Consider the following 17,236-nt stretch of genomic DNA (forward strand, 5'->3'; position numbering starts at 1 on the left):
CACCTGACGGTGCGGGGCCCTCGTGGTGGGGTCGCGCTCAGGCGGCCGGGGCCGACGGCGGCGCCAGCAGGAACACCGGCTCGGTCAGGCCGGCGTCGGCGAACGCGTCCGCGACCGCCTGGGCGACCGTGTCGACGTCGGACAGGCGGACCAGCGCGATGGCGCTGCCGCCGAACCCGCCGCCCGTCATGCGCGCGCCGAGCGCGCCCGCGGCCATCGCCGAGTCGACGACGAGGTCGAGCTCGCGGCAGGAGACCTCGTAGTCGTCCCGCAGGGAGACGTGCGAGGCGACCATGAACGGGCCGACGTCGGCCGCACGGCCCTCCCGCACCAGGTCGGCGAACCGCGCGGTGCGGTCGATCTCGGACACGACGTGGCGCACGCGGCGGCGCAGCACGCCGTCGGGGTCGTGGGGCTCGAGCTCGGCCAGCGCGCGGTCGATGCCCATGCCGCCGAGCGTCGGCGCGATCTCGCGCAGCGAGTCCAGGCCCAGCAGCTCCGCCGCCTGTTCGCACGAGGCGCGGCGGGCGCCGTACTCGCCGGAGACGTGCGAGTGCTCGGCCTTGGTGTCGACGACCAGGAGCGTGAGCCCGGCGGTGTCCAGGTCGAACGGGACCGGCACGCCCGACTCCAGCGGCTTCAGGCCCGGGCGGAAGTCGAGCAGCAGGGCGTAGCCCTCGCGGCAGCGCAGCGACGCCGACTGGTCGAGCCCGCCCGTGGGAGCACCGGCGATCTCGTTCTCCGCGCGGCGCGTGGCGTCGACCAGCTCGGCCCGGCCGGCGTCGGACGCCGTGAGGCCGAGGCCCGCCACGCCGTCGAGGGCGACGGCGACGGCGGCCTCCAGGGCCGCCGAGGAGCTCAGGCCGGCGCCGAACGGCACGCACGAGTCGACGGCGGCGTCGAAGCCGCCGACCTTGTGCCCGGCCTCGGCCAGCGCCCAGGCGACACCGGCGACGTAGGCGCCCCAGCCCTGGACCGCGCCGGGCGCGACGTCGGACAGGCGGGCCTCCCAGACGCCCTCGGCCTGCGCCGACACCAGCCGGACCAGGTCGTCCTCACGCGGCCGCAGCGCGATGTAGGTGCGGTGCGGCAGCGCCGTCGGCAGGCACAGACCGGCGTTGTAGTCGGTGTGCTCGCCGATGAGGTTGACCCGCCCGGGGGCGGACCAGACGCCCTCGGGGGCGCCGTCGAACGAACGGGTGAAGAGCTCGTCGACCCGGTGCGCGCCGTCCTCGGCGGTCCAGGCCTCGAGCCAGTTGATGGTGGTCACGGAACTGATTATTGCCCGTCGAGCGCGCCGGGCCGACCGCCGGTCAGGCAGCGAGACCGGCGCGCTCGCCATGGGGACGGGCGTCAGGCGCCCTGGCGCAGCACGCGGACCGCCCCGGCGGGCACGTCCGCGTCGCCCGCGACCTCCTGCCCGGTGAGGACGTCGGTGGCGGGCGAGTCCAGGGGCAGCTTCACGTCGCCGTCGGTGTGGTTGACCGCAACGGTCCAGGTGGCGGCGTCGCCGTACCGGCGCACCACCTCCAGCCCGTCCACGGTGCCGGACTGCGCCAGGCCCGCGCCCGCGTAGACGTCGGCCATGACCGTGGCCAGCGTGTCGGCGTCGAGGGCGGTGGACACGTACCAGCCCGTGCCCGCGCCGTACCGGTGCCGGGTGATCGCCGCCCCGCCGGGCTTGGGGCCGTCGACGTAGGTGCCGACCGGCTCGGCGCCGTCCAGCACCAGGTCGTCGGCCCAGACCGTGCCGGTGAGGTCGGTGGTGTCGTTGGTCGCGGAGCCTGCCCCTGCGGCCCCGGCCCGGTAGGCGACCGTGAGAGCCTCCTCGGCGCGCAGCGGCAGGAACTCCTCCACCCACACGCCGAGCGCGTCGCGCAGCGGGGCCATGAAGCCGCCGGGGTGCACAGCGTCGTGCTCGTCGACGATGCCGCTGAAGTAGCTCACCAGCAGCGATCCGCCGCCCTCGACGTAGGCGGTGAGGTTCGCGGCGTCCTCGGCCCGCAGCAGGTACGACGCCGGGGCGACGACCAGCTTGTACCCCGACAGGTCCTGGCTCGGCCGCACCAGGTCGACCGTGTGGCCGTCCCGCCAGAGCCGGTCGTAGTAGGCGTCGACGCGCTCGCCGTGGCGTGCGCCCTCGCTGGGCCGGAACTCCAGGTCCTGCGCCCAGAACGACTCGTAGTCCCACACCAGGGCGACGTCGGCCCGCACCGTGGAACCGCGCAGCTCCGTCAGCCTGCCGAGGTTCGCGCCGAGCTCGGCCACCTCGCGCCACACCCGCGAGCCCGTGCCGGCGTGCGGGAGCATCGCGGAGTGGAACTTCTCCGCGCCGGAGCGGGAGGCGCGCCACTGGAAGAACATGATCGCGTCCGCGCCGCGGCCCAGGTGCGCGAACGAGTTGCGGGCCAGCTCGCCGGGTCGCTTGGCGACGTTGCGCGGCTGCCAGTTCACGGCCGACGTCGAGTGCTCCAGCAGGAGCCACGGCTTGCCGCCCGCGACCGACCGGGTGAGGTCGGCGGCGAGGGAGAGCCCCACGTAGCCGCGCGGGTCGGCCGCACGCAGGTAGTGGTCGTTCGAGACGAGGTCGACCTCCTTGCCCCACGCGAACAGGTCGGTGGCCGGGCAGCTCGCGGCCATGAAGTTGGTGGTCACCGGGGCGGACGAGTGCTCGCGGACGGCGTCGCGCTCCGCGATGAAGCACGCCCGCAGGGCGGCGTCCGAGAACCGCGCGAAGTCGAGCTGCTGTGCGGGGTTGACCGCCTCGGGAGCGGCCGCCGGGACCTGGACGTGCTCCCAGTCGGCGTAGTGCTGGCCCCAGAAGGCGGTGCCCCAGGCTGCGTTGAGCGCGTCGAGCGAGCCGTACCGCTCGCGCAGCCACTCGCGGAACGCACGCTGGGCGTGGGCCGAGTAGTCCAGCGCCACAGGTGCGCCGTACTCGTTGTGCACGTGCCAGCCCGCCAGCGCCGGGTGCGTGCCGTACCGCTCGGCGAGGGCCGTGGTGATGCGGAGCGCGGCCTCGCGGTAGGCGGGGGCGGTGGGCGCCATCAGCCCGCGGCCGCCCGGGCCCATCGGCGTGCCGTCCCGGTCGACGACCCGCGCGTCCGGGTGGGCCGCGTACAGCCAGGCGGGCGGGGCCGCCGTCGGCGTGGCCAGCAGGATGCGGACGCCGCCGTCGTGCAGCAGCCCGATGATGCGGTCCAGCCAGCCGAAGTCGAACTCGCCCGGCCGCGGCTCCAGCAGCGCCCAGCTGAAGATGCCGAGGCTGACGAGGTTCACGCCCGCCTCGTTCATGAGCCGGACGTCCTCGGCCCAGACCTCCTCGGGCCACTGCTCGGGGTTGTAGTCGCCGCCGTAGCCGATCTGCTCGACGCCGGTCAGCCAGCCGTCGAACCGCGGTCCGGGGGTGAAGCTGGAGGTCTCAGGCATGAGGGTCCTTTCAGGGGTGTATCTGGTGGAACGTGGTCAACGGCCGGGCAGTACGCGGACCGTCGCCGTGACGGGACCGTACTCCGTCGTCCCGGAGACGGTGAAGGTGCCCGGGACGGCGGTCGCGTCGTCGGGAACGGCCTGCCAGACGACGGCGGTGCGAGCCGTCCGGCGGTCGCCCGGTGACAGCACGTCGACGGTGCGGGGCAGCCGCACGTCGTCGTGCACCCGGGTGACCAGGCGGACGTCGTCCTGCAGCACGTGCGTGACGTCGCTCTCGCGGAAGACGTCGAGCGACGCGTTGGCCTCGGGGAACCAGCCGGAGCCGGTCTCGACCCAGGTGAACATGGGCTGCCAGTTCGCGGGCTCCCAGACCAGCACGCCCTGGACGCGGTTGCCGGGCACGTCGTTGGCGACCTGGAAGACCCGCTGGATCGCGTCGGCCTGGCCCTGGACGGTCACGGGGAACGGCGAGTTGGGCAGCGGCGTCGGGTCGCCGGGCGGCCAGCTCTCCGCCGGGTAGGCCGTCTCGGCGACGTCGAGCGCGTAGTCCGGGAACGCGCCGGCGATGGTGTGCAGGTTGTGCTCCAGCTCCTCGGGGCTGCCGTGCCACTCGGGGTAGTAGGACAGGGCCAGCACGTCGGGGGCGGCGTCGGCGGCCTCGAGCCGGGTCAGCAGCTGGGTCCAGAACTCCATGGTCTTGTCGAGGCGGCCGGTGTCCACGATCGCGTGGATCTCGACCTCGGACTCCGGGGACGCCTCGCGCACCGCCTCGATGCCGGACGCCATGAGCGTGGCGAACCGGTCCCACTGCTCCGTGTAGAGCCGCTGCTCCTCCGGGTCGTCGCTGCGCCAGTAGTCCCACAGGAGGCCGCCGCCGGGCTGGGACTGGTAGACGTCGGCCTCGTCCGTGAAGTACTGCGGCGCGGTGGTGCCGATGATCTGCGCCTCGCTGCCGTACAGGAACCCGTTGATCACCTCGTTGCCCACCGCGACCTTGGCCGGGGTGGTGCCCTGCTCCTTGAGGCGGGTCAAGTAGTCCGCGGTGAAGTCGTGGACCTGCTCGGTCAGCTCGTCGAACGGCAGCTCGGCCCAGGCGCGCGGCTTGGGCTGCTTGCTCGGGTCGGCCCAGCTGTCGGCGTAGTGGAAGTCGATGCCGAGGCTCAGGTCGCGGTCGACGATCTCGCGGGCGACCGTGAGCGAGCGCTCGGGCCCCTGGTAGGCCGGGTCCGTCTCGACGCCGGTGGTCTCGTCGCGCGGGTCGTTCCAGATGCGCAGGCGCAGGTGCTCCATGCCGCGGTCCTTGACCACGTCGAGCAGGTGCGGGCCGGGGTCCGGCTCGCCGGCCAGGGCCGCCTCCGCGTCGAGGTAGTACGGCTGGTCGCGCTCCTGGTCGGCGTAGGAGAGGTCGGCGCCGAGCCGCAGGTCGTCGCGCAGGTAGTTGTAGGCGTGGACCTCGGCGATGCCGTTCCTGGTGTCCCTGGCCGCGGCGGGGTCGGTGAACCGGACGCGCACGTAGCGGGTGCCGTCGCGGTCGACCAGGGCGGTGGTGCCGGCCGCTCCGCTGCGGCCGTCGTGATGGTCGGCGACGGTGGTCCAGCGCTTCTTGTCCTTGGAGACCTCGACGACGTAGCGCGCGGGCTTCGCGTCCGCGAGCACGACCTCGATCTTGTGCAGCCCGTCGTAGGCGCCGCCCAGGTCGAGGGTGAGGGCCTGGTCCTTCTTTTTCGGGCCCGTGGCGGCGCCGGCCGACGGCGTCCAGGCGGTGCTCTCGTCGCCGTCGGTCGCCCGGCCGGAGTCAGCATCGTTGCTGGTGGCGTGGGTTGTGACCCAGTCCTTGCCGGCGAGGTCGGTCTCGACGGGCTCGACCACTGCCTCGCCGTAGCCGGCGGCGGCCGGCCCCACGGCGAGGCCGGCCGTGGTCAGGGTGACGGCCAGGGCGGCGCTGCCCGCGAGGACCCGTGCCCGGTGTGTGCTGTGCGTCATGAGGACTTCCTTGTCCAGGTCGGGAACGGCCCGGCGGGCCGTTCGTCCGGAGTACCCAGCACAACGGTAGGTCCTCGGCGAGCGTGTGGGAATACGCTTCCCGACGTCGTCCGCCGCGCCCTGCGCACGCCCGCGGCGCGCTCACCCCCGGACGGCGGCCAGCACCTCCTGCTCCTCGTCCCGCGTGAGGCCAGTGACCTTGGCGTCCGGTGTGGCGCGGAGCCAGGCGACGGTGTCGCGGGCGGTCTCGGCGAAGGGCCGGATCCGCAGGCCCGCCTCCAGCGACGACGCGACGTCGTGCGTCATGAACCCGCCCTCGGCCAGGTCCGCGACCCAGAACGGGATGGACCGGGGCCCGGACCACTGCGCCACCTCGTGCTCGGTGAGGACGTCCGGGGCGACCGCGACCAGCGCCGGGTGCGCGCCGACGCCGTCGGCCACCCCGGCCAGCAGCTCCGACCGGGGCACGGGCGGGCAGACCGCGTCGAAGTCGCCCTTCGTGCCCTGTTCCGCCGCCGTCACGATCCACTCCGCGAGGTCGCGGACGTCCACGAGCTGGACCGGGTCGTCCACGGGCTCGGGCACCAGCACCGGCAGACCGTCCTCGGCGGCCTGCGCGAACCGGGCCGGCCAGTAGGTGAACCGGCCGCTCGGGTCGCCCGGCCCGACGATCAAGCCGGGGCGGATCACGAGGGCGGCCGCCGCGCCGGTGCGGACGACGGTCTCGCAGGCGACCTTCATGGCGCCGTAGATCTCGGGGCCGGAGGCCGGGTCCTCGTCGGTCTCGATCGGGTCGAGCAGGGGCAGGGTCGCGGGGGTGCCGCCGACGGTGGCCGTGTCGGCGTAGACGTTGACGGTCGAGACGAACGTCCAGTGGGCGTCCGGGAAGGCCGCGACGGCGGCGCGCACGTGCGACGGGATGCGGGAGACGTCGACGACGGCGTCGAACGGCCGCTCCGTCAGCTCCGCGGGCACCGCGTCGGCGCGGTCCCAGCGCACCAGCGTGGCGCCGTCGGGCACCGTGCCGCTCACGCCGCGCGCCGCGCACACGACGTCGTGGCCGCGGGCCACCGCGGCCGCCGCTACCGCACGGGACAGGAAGACGGTTCCACCGAGCACCAGGATTCGCATGGTGCCCACCGAACCGCATCGGGGGCGACGGGGCACCCGTATCTGCTGCTGGCGAATCTTCGGCGGGCGAAGCCGGGATAAAGCCTGGTCACCGGGGTTCGATCGCCCTAGGGTCCTGACTCGACAACAGAACACGGAACGAGCACGGGTGGGCCGGAGAGCGTCGGTTACCACTTCCCATGGAAAGGTTGCGGGTTCGAGTCCCGCCGTCGCCCGCCAGGGCGGCGTAGCTCAAGCGGTAGAGCGTAACGCCGGCGGTCGACAACACGCCCGCCCGTGCCTCGTCAGAGCGGGCCGGAGTCCTTCGATCATCTGGCACACAGCAGCGGTCGCGGGTTCGAGTCCCGCCCCGGGCAACCGGGGTCGCTGCCCGTCGACTTCGGTCGGCGGACTCGGAGGGCAGACACACGCCCGCTCGTCCATGTGCCGGGAGCGGCGACGGGTCCTGCCCGCCGCCGCTCCTTTCTGCCCGTCAGAACGACCCGCCCCCGAGAGGAGCTTCGCCATGGACATCCTGCGCGCCGTCAACCGTCGTCGGACTCCCCAGAACCAGCCCGCCGACGCGCGCCAGCAGGCGAACTCCGCCGGCGGCTACACCTTCGTCCTCGACGACGCCGCCCGCCTGCGGCGGTTCCTGACGCTCGGCGTCGACGGCGGCACGTACTACGCCACCGCCGGCGCGCTGGCCCGCGAGAACGCCGAGGTCGTGGGCCGGATGGCGGCCGCGGACCCGGTGACCCTCGTCGACACGATCGTCGAGGTCTCCACCAGCGGCGCCGCGCCCCGGCAGAACCCGGCCCTGTTCGCGCTCGCCTACGCGGCCTCGGTCCCGGAGTCGGCGGCCCTGGCGCTCGCGGCGGTGCCGCAGGTCGCGCGCACCGGCACGCACCTGTTCCTGTTCGCCGGCTACGTCGAGCAGTTCCGGGGCTGGGGTCGCGGGCTGCGTCGCGCCGTCGGCGGCTGGTACACGGCCAAGGACGCCGACGCCGTCGCCTACCAGGCGGTCAAGTACCGGCAGCGCGAGGGGTGGTCGCACCGCGACCTGCTGCGCCTGGCGCACCCCGTCACCGCCGACCCCGGCCTGCGGGCGACGTTCGACTGGATCGTGCGCGGCGCGACCGGCGAGCACACGCCCGCCCTGGTCGAGGCGTTCCTCCGGGCGCAGGCGGCGTCGGACGCGGCGACCTGGTCGGCGCTCGTCCGCGATGCGGGCCTGACCTGGGAGATGCTGCCCGACGCTGCACTCGCCGAGCCGGCGGTGTGGGATGCGCTGCTCGACGTCGGCCTGCCCGCCACGGCGCTGATGCGTCAGCTCCCGCGGCTGACGCGGCTGGGACTGCTGCCCGCCGTCGGCGGCCGGACCGACGAGGTCGCGGCCCTGCTTGCCGACCCCGAGCGGCTCCGTCGCGCGCGCGTGCACCCGGTGAACGTGCTGGTGGCGCAGCGGACCTACGCGTCGGGCCTCTCGGCACGGGGCACGGGCACGTGGGAGCCGACGCAGCGCGTCGTCGATGCGCTCGACGCCGGCTTCTACGCTGCGTTCGGCGCGATCGAGCCCTCCGGCAAGCGGCTGCTGCTCGCCGTGGACGTGTCGGGCTCGATGAGCGCGCCGATCGCGGGCATGCCGCTCACGGCGCGGGAGGCGTCCGCGGCGCTGGCGCTGGTGCAGCTCGCGACCGAACCGGGCTCGTCGGCGGTGGGGTTTGCCGCCGCGGCGGACGGCTCCTGGGACCCGCCGGCGATCACGCCGCTGCCCATCTCGCCGCGCCGTCGGCTCGACGACGCCCTGCGCGTCGTCGACGAGATGCCGATGGGCGGCACGGACTGCGCGCAGCCGATGCTGTACGCGCTGGCCAACGGCCTGGAGGTCGACACGTTCGTGGTCTACACCGACAACGAGACCTGGCACGGCGAGGTCCACCCGCACCAGGCGCTGCGGCAGTACCGGGAGCGCACGGGCATCCCGGCGCGGCTCGTGGTGGTCGGCATGACCGCCACGGAGTTCTCGATCGCGAACCCGTCCGATCCGGGGATGCTCGACGTCGCCGGGTTCGACGCCGCCGTACCGTCCCTGATCTCGCAGTTCGCGGGCGGGCTCTGACGGCGCGTCCCGGCAGGCCGTGCTGACGCATCCCCTTTGAGGCCCTGGTTTCTTCGCTTTGGGGCGGCTCAAAGCGAAGAAACCAGGGCCTCAAAAGGGAGGTTGGCCACCGGCCCGGCCGAGGTGCTGGTCCGGAGGCTTGCCTACGGGCGACGCCGCTGAGTCAGGCGGGGTTGATCCCCAGCTGCATCCCGGCGAGCCCCCGCTTGCGCGTGGCCAGCGCGGAGGCGACCTCGCGCAGCACCTTCGCGCCAGGTGAGTCGGGGTCGGCGAGCACGACCGGCGTGCCGGCGTCCCCGCCCTCCCGGACGGCGACGTCGAGCGGCACCTGGCCGAGCAGCGGCACGTCCTTGCCGATCACCTGGGTGAGCCGCGCCGAGACCTGCTCGCCGCCGCCCTCGCCGAAGATCGACAGCCGGGTGCCGTCGGGCTGCTCCAGCCACGACATGTTCTCGACCACGCCCACGACGCCCTGCGACGTCTGGGTCGCCACCGACCCGGCCCGCTCGGCCACCTCCGCGGCCGCGGCCTGCGGCGTGGTGACCACGAGGATCTCGGACGACGGCAGGAGCTGCGCCACCGAGATCGCGATGTCGCCGGTGCCGGGCGGCAGGTCGAGCAGCAGCACGTCGAGGTCGCCCCAGAACACGTCCGCGAGGAACTGCTCCAGCGCGCGGTGCAGCATCGGCCCGCGCCAGACGACGGGCTGGCCCTTCGGCACGAACATGCCGATCGAGACCACCTTGACGCCGTGGGCGATGGGCGGCAACAGCATGTTGTCGACTCGCGTCGGCTGCCGGTCCACACCGAGCATCCGGGGGATCGAGAAGCCGTAGATGTCGGCGTCGATCACGCCCACCGACAGCCCGTCGGCGGCCAGGGCCACAGCGAGGTTCGCCGTGACGGACGACTTGCCCACGCCGCCCTTGCCCGACGCGACCGCGAACACCTTGGTCATCGAGCCCGGCTGCGAGAACGGGATGACGGGGTCGCCCGCGCCGCCGCGCAGCATCGAGCGCAGCGAGGACCGCTGCTCGGGCGTCATCACGCCCAGCTCGACGTCGACGCCGGACACGCCCTCGACCGCCGTCGCGGCCGCCGTCACGTCCTTGACCAGCGTCGACTTCATCGGACAGCCCGCGACGGTGAGGTCCACCCCGACGGCGACGTGCCCGCCCGCGGAGACGTCGACCGACCGGACCATGCCCAGGTCGGTGATGGGGCGCCGGATCTCGGGGTCGAGCACGCCGGTCAGTGCGTCGCGGACACGAGCCTCGAGCGCGGGGGAGTCGACTGCGGTCATGAATCGATCTTAGGCGGGGCCCGGACGCTCCTTGATCAGTGGTCCCGGGCGGGGTCCTTGCAGTGCCCGTCAGTTGGTGGCGGTACGCTGCCTCACCACCGAGGGTGAGGAGGCCCGATGACCGAGCCACGCGTGCCAGCGCGAGTTCGGCGTGTCGCCTCCGAGGACCAGGCACGCGAGCTCGCCGCCGAGCTGCAGCGCCAGGGCCGCCGCTGGCCGGTGGTGGTCATCTCGACCCCGGCCGGCCACTCCGTGCCCTTCGTGGACCCGCAGCGGGTGCTCGACGACGTTGCCGGGCTCGCCGAGGTCGTCGTCATACCCACGGGCGACGTGTCGTGGGAGTTCTCGTCGGGCATGCCGCCCGACACCCAGGTCTACGGCGGCGCGTCCCGCGTCTACGGCACCGAGCTGGACTGGGTGCACCAGCCCCGCCGCTCGCCGCTGCACTTCGCGTACTCGACCGACGAGGACGCGCACGTGCGGGAACGCCTGGTCGGCGACGTCATGCGGTTCGCGGTGCGCGCCGGGCTCGTCGGCGCGGCGCGGGCCGCCCCGGACGCGACCGTCATCGAGGGCCGGGTGCTGGGCGTGCTCGGCACGCGCGCCCTGGTCAGCACGGACGACGGCGGCCAGGTCACCGTCGCGGAGGAGCTCGTCCTGGCCGACGTGCCGCTCGCCCGCGTGCTCGCGCCCGGGATGCGCGTCACGGGAGTGCTCGACCCGGTCCGCCGCCTCCTCGACGTGCGCGGCATGCTGCCCGACGCCGATGCGTTGCGCCGGGCGGTGCACCTCGCCTACCGCGTGGGCCAGGTGGTGCTGGGCCGGGTGGAGAGCGTCGAGGACGAGGCGGTGCGCGTCGCGCTGGCGCCCGGCGTCCGCGTGCGCGTGCGCCGCGCCGCCATCACGGGCAACGACCTGGACCTGCTGAGCGACCTCTTCACGGTGGGCGAGGTGATCCTGGCCCGCCGGGTCCCGGCGCCGCTGGACGGCCTGGCGCTGCGGCTGGACGACGTCGACGAGTCCGAGGACCGGCCCGTCCCCGCGATCGCCCTGCTCGACGGCGGGCCGCCGTGGCTCGAGCCCCCGGAGTCGGAGCCCGAGCTGCCCCGGCTCGACGGCCCGCTGGTGGTGGGCTCGCTGGCCGAGCCCCACGAGCCCGTCGACCTCGGCGGGACCCGCCCCGCGCCGTCGTCGGGCCCGCCCACCCCTGCCGACCTGTTCGGCCTGCGCCCCGCCGACGTCGGACCGGTGCCGACGCCGGCCGACGGCCAGCGCAAGCCGACCCCCGGCGACGTGGCCGCGTGGCATGCGGGCGGGCACGACGCCCTGCCCTCGCCGACGGCGGCGGAGGCGGCGCCGGAGCCGGCCGGCAAGGCCGCCCGTGACCTCAGCCTGTCCCTCGACGCCGCGCGGTCCCGGGCGGGCGCGCTGGAGAAGGAGCTGCTGGACGACAAGGTCCGGCGGCGCCAGGTCGAGCTGGAGGTCGACCGCCTGCTGGGTCGGGTCGGCGAGCTCACCGAACGGCTCGAGCGCAGCGAACGCCGGGCGGAGCAGCAGGCCACGGCCTTGCGCAAGGCCCGGCAGGAGGCCGCGCGCCTCCGCCGTCGGCTGGGCGACGCCGGCGTGGAGGTGCCCGAGGAGCGGTACTTCGCCGACGACGAGGAGCAGCTCCGGTTCGAGGTGCTGACCGAGTGGGCCCGCGCGATCCCCGCGGCGGAGAAAGCCGGGCGCCCCCTGGCCGACTACACGCTCGGCCCGCGGTTCCTCGCCTCCCTGACCGAGGTCGAGGGCGTGAGCCGCGACCGTGTGGTGTGGACGCTCGTCATGGTGCTGACCGGGCTCGCGCTCGACATGAACGGCCTGCAGGTGCACCGCCTCCGCACGGGCGCCGGCGGTGACGACCCGTTCCGGCACCGGGACGACGGCGCCGTGTGCTGGCGGGTGTCGCTGCAGGTCAACACGCCGTCGGCCCGCAGGCTGCACTACTGGAAGCTGCCGGGCGGCGCCTACGAGCTGTCGCGCGTGGTGCTCCACGACGACGTGGAGCCCTGACCGCGGTCCTTCTCGTCCAGCTCCTCCAGCAGGTTGCGGATCTCCGAGCGCACGAAGTCGCGGGTCGCGACCTCCGAGAGGGCGACACGCAGCGCCGCCATCTCGCGCGCCAGGTACTCCGTGTCGGCGAGGTTGCGCTCGCCGCGCTGCCGGTCCTGCTCCGCGGTGACGCGGTCGCGGTCGTCCTGCCGGTTCTGCGCCAGCAGGATCAGCGGCGCGGCGTAGCTGGCCTGGAGCGACAGCATCAGGGTGAGCGCCGTGAACCCGTTGGCCGCGCTGTCGAACCGCAGGTGCTCCGGGGCCCAGATGTTCCACGCGAGCCAGAGCAGGCAGAACACCGTGAGGTAGATGAGGAACCGCGGCGTGCCCAGGAACCGGGCGATGGCCTCCGTGGCCTTGCCGACGGCGTCCTCGTCCAGCCGGAACCGGGGGACCAGGCCGCGCCGCTGCGCGAGCGGGGTGTCGAGACGGTCAGGCACGGCCGGCCCCCCGTCGTGTCGGGCGCGCCGCCGACTGCGCGGCGATCGCCTCCATGCGCTCGTCGTCGCTGCCGCGCCAGTCGTCCGGGAGGATGTGGTCCAGCACGTCGTCGACCGTGACCACGCCCAGCAGCCGGCGCTGCGCGTCGAGCACCGGCAGGGCGAGCAGGTCGTACGCCGCGAGCAGCCGCGTCACCTGACCCACCGACGCGTCGGGGGTGAGCCACTCGGTCTCCGTGTCCAGCATGGAGGCGACGGCCGCGTGCGGGGGCTCCCGCAGCAGCCGCTGGAAGTGCGCGACGCCGAGGAACCGCCCCGTCGGCGTCTCCAGGGGTGGCCGCACCACGAACACCAGGGAGGCCAGGGCGGGCGGCAGCTCCTTCCGCCGGATCTGGGCCAGCGCCGTCGCAATCGTGTCGTCCGCGCCCAGGATCACGGGCTCCGTGGTCATCAGACCGCCCGCCGTGTCCTCGGCGTACTCCAGCAGACGGCGGACGTCGGCCGCCTCGTCCGGCTCCATCAGGTTCAGGAGCTGGGCGGCCTGCTCGTCGGGCAGCTCGTTGAGCAGGTCGGCGGCGTCGTCCGGCTCCATGACCTCCAGGACGTCGGCCGCGCGGTCGCGGTCCAGGCCCGACACGATCGACACCTGCGCGTCCTCCGGCAGCTCCTCCAGCACGTCCGCGAGGCGCTCGTCGTCGAGCGCGGCGGCGATCTCCATCCGGCGCGCGGTGCCCAGGTCCCGGATCACGTCCGCGAGGTCCGCCGCGCGCATGTCCTGGTACGCCTCCAGCAGCCGGGCGGCGCCCTGCTCGGGCGACCGGCTGGTGAGGTCCTGCACGGCGTCCACCGGCACGGTCAGGGTCGAGCCCCGCCGGAACGGGGCCGACCCGCGCGTCGACCGCCGTCGGACGAAGAGCTGGTCCACCAGCCAGTCGCCCGTGCGCTGCTGCGCGATCGAGACGTCCTCGATCGTCACCTCGCCCGAACCGTCCTTGAGCTGGACCCGGCGGTCCAGCAGCTCGCCCAGCACCACCGACTCCATGGCCCGCTGCTCGAACCGCCGCATGTTCACCAGGCCCGTGCTGATCACCTGGCCCGCGTCGATGCTCGTCACGCGCGTCAGCGGGAGGAAGACCCGCCGTCGGCCCGGGACCTCGACCACCAGGCCCACCGCCCGCGGCGCGCCCTTCGCCCGCACCAGCACGACGACGTCACGGACCCGGCCCACCTGGTCGCCGATGGGATCGAAGACGGCGGTGCCGGCCAGACGTGCGACGAAAACCCTGGTGCTGGCGCTCACGCTGGTCAGCCTACGACCCGTGTCGGGGCGTCGCTCCTCGCCACTATCGTCCGGGTAGGGGAGACTATGGGGTATGAGCATGTCTCGCCCGGGTGCCGTCCCGAAGGTCCCGACCCTGCCGGCCGGTGACGAGGTTGCCGCGTACTCCACCTACCTGGAGGCGCAGAAAGCAGTCGACTACCTCTCCGACAACAAGTTCCCCGTCGAGAACGTCACCATCGTGGGCACCGACCTGCGCATGGTCGAGCGTGTCACGGGGCGACTCACCTACGGCCGGGTGGCGCTCGCGGGCGCCCTGTCCGGCGCGTGGTTCGGTTTCTTCGTGGGCCTGCTGCTGACGCTCTTCGCGGGCTCCTCGGGATTCCAGGTGATGTTCGCCGGCATCGCGCTCGGTGCGGGCTTCGGCCTGCTGTTCTCGATCCTGTCGTACTCGTTCACGGGCGGACGGCGCGACTTCACGTCGTCGTCGCAGATCGTGGCCGCGACCTACGCGATCCTCTGCGGTCACGAGCACGCGAGCGACGCACGGGCGCTGCTCGTGCAGTCGCCGGGCGGCCTGGGCAAGGCGCGCGGGGCGGCCTCGGTCGGGGTCCCGGCCCCGGCGGCGCCCGCGCCCGCGGCTCCGGCGGGTCAGGCCCCCGGTGTCGCGCCGACGGCGCCCGCCGCGCCGGCGACGCCCCGCACCCCGGACCCGCGCTGGGTCACGCCCTCGGGCGAGCCCCGCTACGGCGCGATGCGGCCGGGTGCGGCTGGTGCAGCCGGTGCCGGCGCGGGCGGTGCGGGCGCGCCGACGCCGGCCGACGCGCCGGTCCCGCCGTCGGACGACCCGTCCGACCCGCCGGCCGAGCCGGCCGAGACCGGCGAGCCGGACGACGCCCCGACGTCCCGCACGACGCCCCACCAGGGCAACCCGTACGCGCCGCCGACGGACGACCAGAAGTAGGCCGCCCCGCACCCCAGGCGCGCCCAGGCAATGACTTCGGTCGGCTGCCCTGAGACCGGTCAATCGACCGACCGCTCTCAGGGCAACCGACCGAAGTCAGCTGGTGCGCCGCGCCAGACCTCAGCGCAGCGCGGCCATCCAGGCCTCGACGTCCTCCGGGCGGCGGGGCAGCGCGGCCGAGAGGTTCTCGTAACCGTCCTCGGTGACCAGCACGTCGTCCTCGATCCGCACGCCGATGCCGCGGAACTCCTCGGGGACGGCGAGGTCGTCGGCCTTGAAGTAGAGGCCCGGCTCGATGGTGAACACCATGCCCGCCTCCAGGGTGCCGTCGAGGTAGAGCTCGCGGCGCGCCTGCGCGCAGTCGTGTACGTCGAGGCCGAGGTGGTGCGACGTGCCGTGCACCATCCAGCGGCGGTGCTGCTGGCCGTCCTCGCCCAGCGCCTCCGCGGCGGTCACACCGTCGGGCAGGAAGCCCCACTCCTCGAGGCGGGCCGCGATGACCTCCATGGCCGCCGCGTGGATGTCGCGGAACTTGGTGCCCGGCCGCGCGACGGCGAACGCGGCGTCGGCCGCGTCCAGCACCGCCTGGTAGATCTTGCGCTGCACGTCGGTGTACTCGCCGTCCACGGGCAGGGAGCGCGTGACGTCGGCGGTGTACAGGGAGTCGACCTCGACGCCGCCGTCGAGCAGCAGCACGTCGCCCGACCGGACCTCGCCGTCGTTCCGGATCCAGTGCAGGGTCGTGGCGTGCTCGCCCGAGGCCGCGATGGTCTCGTAGCCCACGGCGTTGCCCTCGAGGCGCGCGTGCCCGTCGAAGGTGGTCTCGACGACGCGCTCGCCGCGGCGGTGCTCCTTGGCGGCGGGCAGCGCGCGGACGACGGCCTCGAAGCCCTCGATGGTGCGGGCCACGGCCTCGCGCATCTGCTGGATCTCGTACTCGTCCTTGATCAGGCGCAGCTCGGACGTGGCCTCGACGAGCACGTCGTCGGACACGAGCTGCTCGTCCTCGGTCTCGCCGGCCTCCAGCCGGAGCTCCTCGACGAGCGCCTCGATCGCGTCGTCCGCGCCGGTCACGACGAGGAGGCGCACGCCGCCGTCGCCCACGTCCTTGCCCAGGGCGTCGCCCAGCTCGTCGATGTGGCGGGCCTCGATGCCGGTCAGGGCCTCGATGTCGGCCAGCGACGGGCGGGCGCCCACCCAGAACTCGCCGTAGCGCGCGTCGGCGTAGAACTCCTCGTTGTCGCGCGGGGCGAGCGGCCGCACGTACAGCACGGCGTGGTGGTTCGAACCGGAGTCGCCCGTGCCGTCCTCGACCGGGTGCAGCACCAGCACGGCGTCGGGCTCGCGGTCGGTGCCCAGACCCGTGAGGTGCGCGAACGCCGAGTGCGGCCGGAACCGGTAGTCGGTGTCGTTCGACCGGGGCTTGAGCGAGCCCGCCGGGATCACGAGGCGCGCGCCGGGCAGGCGCTCCGAGAGCGCGGAGCGGCGGGCGACGGTGAACGGCGCGGCGTCCGACGGCGTCAGGCCGAGCTCGGCGCGCGGGGCCCACTGCGACATCACGAAGTTCTTGAACGCGGTCGAGGCGGGACGGTGCGAGCGGTTGGAGCCGCGGTCCGCGGTTCCCTGCTCGTCAGGCTGAGAAGTGGTCGTGGGCTCGCTCATGCGCCCAGTGTTTCACGCACGCCGCCCGAAGTCGGCAAGCGCCCGGGTGAGGACCCGGTTGAACGCGGAGGGGGCCTCCGTGTTCACGTCGTGCCCCGCGCCGGGGACGACGACGAGCGCGCCGTCGCGGGCGGCGGCGAGGTGCCGCTGCTCCCCGATGCGCATCGCGTCGCGCGCGCCGTTGACGAACCAGACCGGCACCTGCGCGGCGCGCACGTTCGCGATCGAGGAGCGCCCGGCGAGGTGCGTCAGCGCGTCCGTGACGACGTCCCAGGTGGGCCGGTACATCTCGGCGGTCTGGAGCGGCGCGATCTCGATCTGCGCCAGGTCCGCGCCGCCGGGGGCGCTCCGCAGGGAGCGGAACGAGGGCACCGAGAGGCGGGGGCTGTGCACGCTCGGGTGCACGACGCGGCCGGTCAGGCGGCGCGAGAGGTAGGCGGCGTTCGCCACGGTCCGCGCGACGTCCCGGTAGAGCCGGACGGGCTTGCCCTTGGGGTCGGACGTGCAGCCCGCGGCCAGCACGCCTACCAGGCGCTCGGTGGTCCCGGGCCGGGCGGCCCAGGCGAGCGACGTGTAGCCGCCCAGCGACAGGCCGACCAGGGCGACGGGGCCGGACGGGAGGGACGCGACGGCGTCGTCCACGGCCTCGAAGGCGCCGTCCATGGTGAACCGGTCGTGGCGGCGCGCGCCGTGCGCCGGCAGGTCGACCGCGACGGCCTCGTGGCCGGCCGCGCGCAGGTGCTCGACCTGGTTCTCCCAGATCGCACCGGAGCTGCGCATGCCGTGCACGAAGACCACGCTCGTAGGGGTGTTGGGCGGAGTCTCGTGGTTGCTGCTCATTACCTTCGAT

At 74.1% G+C, this 17,236-nt stretch carries 12 protein-coding genes and 1 tRNA gene; 4 read left to right on the plus strand and 9 right to left on the minus strand.

Annotated elements, in window-relative coordinates; translation table 11 throughout:
* Nucleotides 1–37: 37 nt before the first annotated feature.
* From galK to ACFV9Q_RS18390, 4 genes are all read right to left on the minus strand, one after another.
* Nucleotides 38–1,270: a galactokinase gene (gene galK / locus ACFV9Q_RS18375; protein ID WP_377235562.1), complete on the minus strand. Its 1,233-nt coding sequence runs from the start codon at nt 1,268–1,270 to the stop codon at nt 38–40.
* Nucleotides 1,271–1,353: 83 nt separating this feature from the next.
* On the minus strand, nt 1,354–3,429 hold the full coding sequence (locus tag ACFV9Q_RS18380) for a beta-galactosidase (protein WP_377235563.1): 2,076 nt from the start codon (nt 3,427–3,429) through the stop codon (nt 1,354–1,356).
* Between the two features lie 36 nt (nt 3,430–3,465).
* Nucleotides 3,466–5,415, minus strand: a complete 1,950-nt coding sequence (locus tag ACFV9Q_RS18385; RefSeq protein ID WP_377235564.1) for a glycosyl hydrolase 53 family protein — start codon at nt 5,413–5,415, stop codon at nt 3,466–3,468.
* Nucleotides 5,416–5,556: 141 nt separating this feature from the next.
* Nucleotides 5,557–6,546 carry an NAD-dependent epimerase/dehydratase family protein gene (locus ACFV9Q_RS18390; RefSeq protein ID WP_377235565.1) on the minus strand — a complete coding sequence of 330 codons (990 nt, stop codon included), beginning with the start codon at nt 6,544–6,546 and terminating at the stop codon, nt 5,557–5,559.
* A gap of 146 nt (nt 6,547–6,692) precedes the next feature.
* Between ACFV9Q_RS18390 and ACFV9Q_RS18395 the strand changes: the two genes are divergently transcribed.
* Both ACFV9Q_RS18395 and ACFV9Q_RS18400 read left to right on the plus strand, forming a co-directional pair.
* Nucleotides 6,693–6,765: transfer RNA gene (locus ACFV9Q_RS18395), tRNA-Gly, on the plus strand.
* A 286-nt stretch (nt 6,766–7,051) separates the two neighbouring features.
* Nucleotides 7,052–8,647 (plus strand): TROVE domain-containing protein, encoded by a 1,596-nt coding sequence (locus ACFV9Q_RS18400; protein WP_377235566.1) that lies wholly within the window; start codon nt 7,052–7,054, stop codon nt 8,645–8,647.
* 163 nt (nt 8,648–8,810) lie between these two features.
* Here the strand turns inward: ACFV9Q_RS18400 and ACFV9Q_RS18405 are convergent, their stop codons facing one another.
* On the minus strand, nt 8,811–9,950 hold the full coding sequence (locus ACFV9Q_RS18405) for an Mrp/NBP35 family ATP-binding protein (RefSeq protein WP_377235567.1): 1,140 nt from the start codon (nt 9,948–9,950) through the stop codon (nt 8,811–8,813).
* A 117-nt stretch (nt 9,951–10,067) separates the two neighbouring features.
* On the opposite strand from ACFV9Q_RS18405, the gene ACFV9Q_RS18410 reads away from it, so the two are divergent.
* On the plus strand, nt 10,068–12,002 hold the full coding sequence (locus ACFV9Q_RS18410; protein ID WP_377228211.1) for a hypothetical protein: 1,935 nt from the start codon (nt 10,068–10,070) through the stop codon (nt 12,000–12,002).
* Here ACFV9Q_RS18410 and ACFV9Q_RS18415 read toward each other — a convergent pair.
* Both ACFV9Q_RS18415 and ACFV9Q_RS18420 read right to left on the minus strand, forming a co-directional pair.
* The gene (locus ACFV9Q_RS18415) at nt 11,957–12,481 is read right to left on the minus strand and encodes a DUF1003 domain-containing protein (protein WP_377228212.1); all 525 of its coding nucleotides are present in this window, start codon (nt 12,479–12,481) and stop codon (nt 11,957–11,959) included. The two genes, ACFV9Q_RS18410 and ACFV9Q_RS18415, sit on opposite strands and share 46 nt — an antisense overlap.
* Entirely contained in the window at nt 12,474–13,781 is a 1,308-nt protein-coding gene (locus ACFV9Q_RS18420) for a magnesium transporter MgtE N-terminal domain-containing protein (RefSeq protein WP_377228213.1), read from the minus strand. Before ACFV9Q_RS18420 ends, ACFV9Q_RS18415 begins: the two co-directional genes overlap by 8 nt.
* A gap of 73 nt (nt 13,782–13,854) precedes the next feature.
* Here ACFV9Q_RS18420 and ACFV9Q_RS18425 point away from each other — a divergent pair, with 73 nt between their 5' ends.
* On the plus strand, nt 13,855–14,724 hold the full coding sequence (locus ACFV9Q_RS18425; RefSeq protein WP_377235568.1) for a general stress protein: 870 nt from the start codon (nt 13,855–13,857) through the stop codon (nt 14,722–14,724).
* 120 nt (nt 14,725–14,844) lie between these two features.
* Here ACFV9Q_RS18425 and ACFV9Q_RS18430 read toward each other — a convergent pair whose 3' ends face one another.
* Both ACFV9Q_RS18430 and ACFV9Q_RS18435 read right to left on the minus strand, forming a co-directional pair.
* Nucleotides 14,845–16,386, minus strand: a complete 1,542-nt coding sequence (locus ACFV9Q_RS18430) for an aminopeptidase P family protein (protein WP_377235569.1) — start codon at nt 16,384–16,386, stop codon at nt 14,845–14,847.
* A 12-nt stretch (nt 16,387–16,398) separates the two neighbouring features.
* Nucleotides 16,399–17,226, minus strand: coding sequence for an alpha/beta fold hydrolase (locus ACFV9Q_RS18435; RefSeq protein WP_377235570.1), 828 nt, complete (start codon nt 17,224–17,226; stop codon nt 16,399–16,401).
* Nucleotides 17,227–17,236: the final 10 nt, after the last annotated feature.

It is taken from the genome of Promicromonospora sp. NPDC059942 (genome assembly GCF_042731755.1).
Lineage (GTDB): Bacteria > Actinomycetota > Actinomycetes > Actinomycetales > Cellulomonadaceae > Promicromonospora.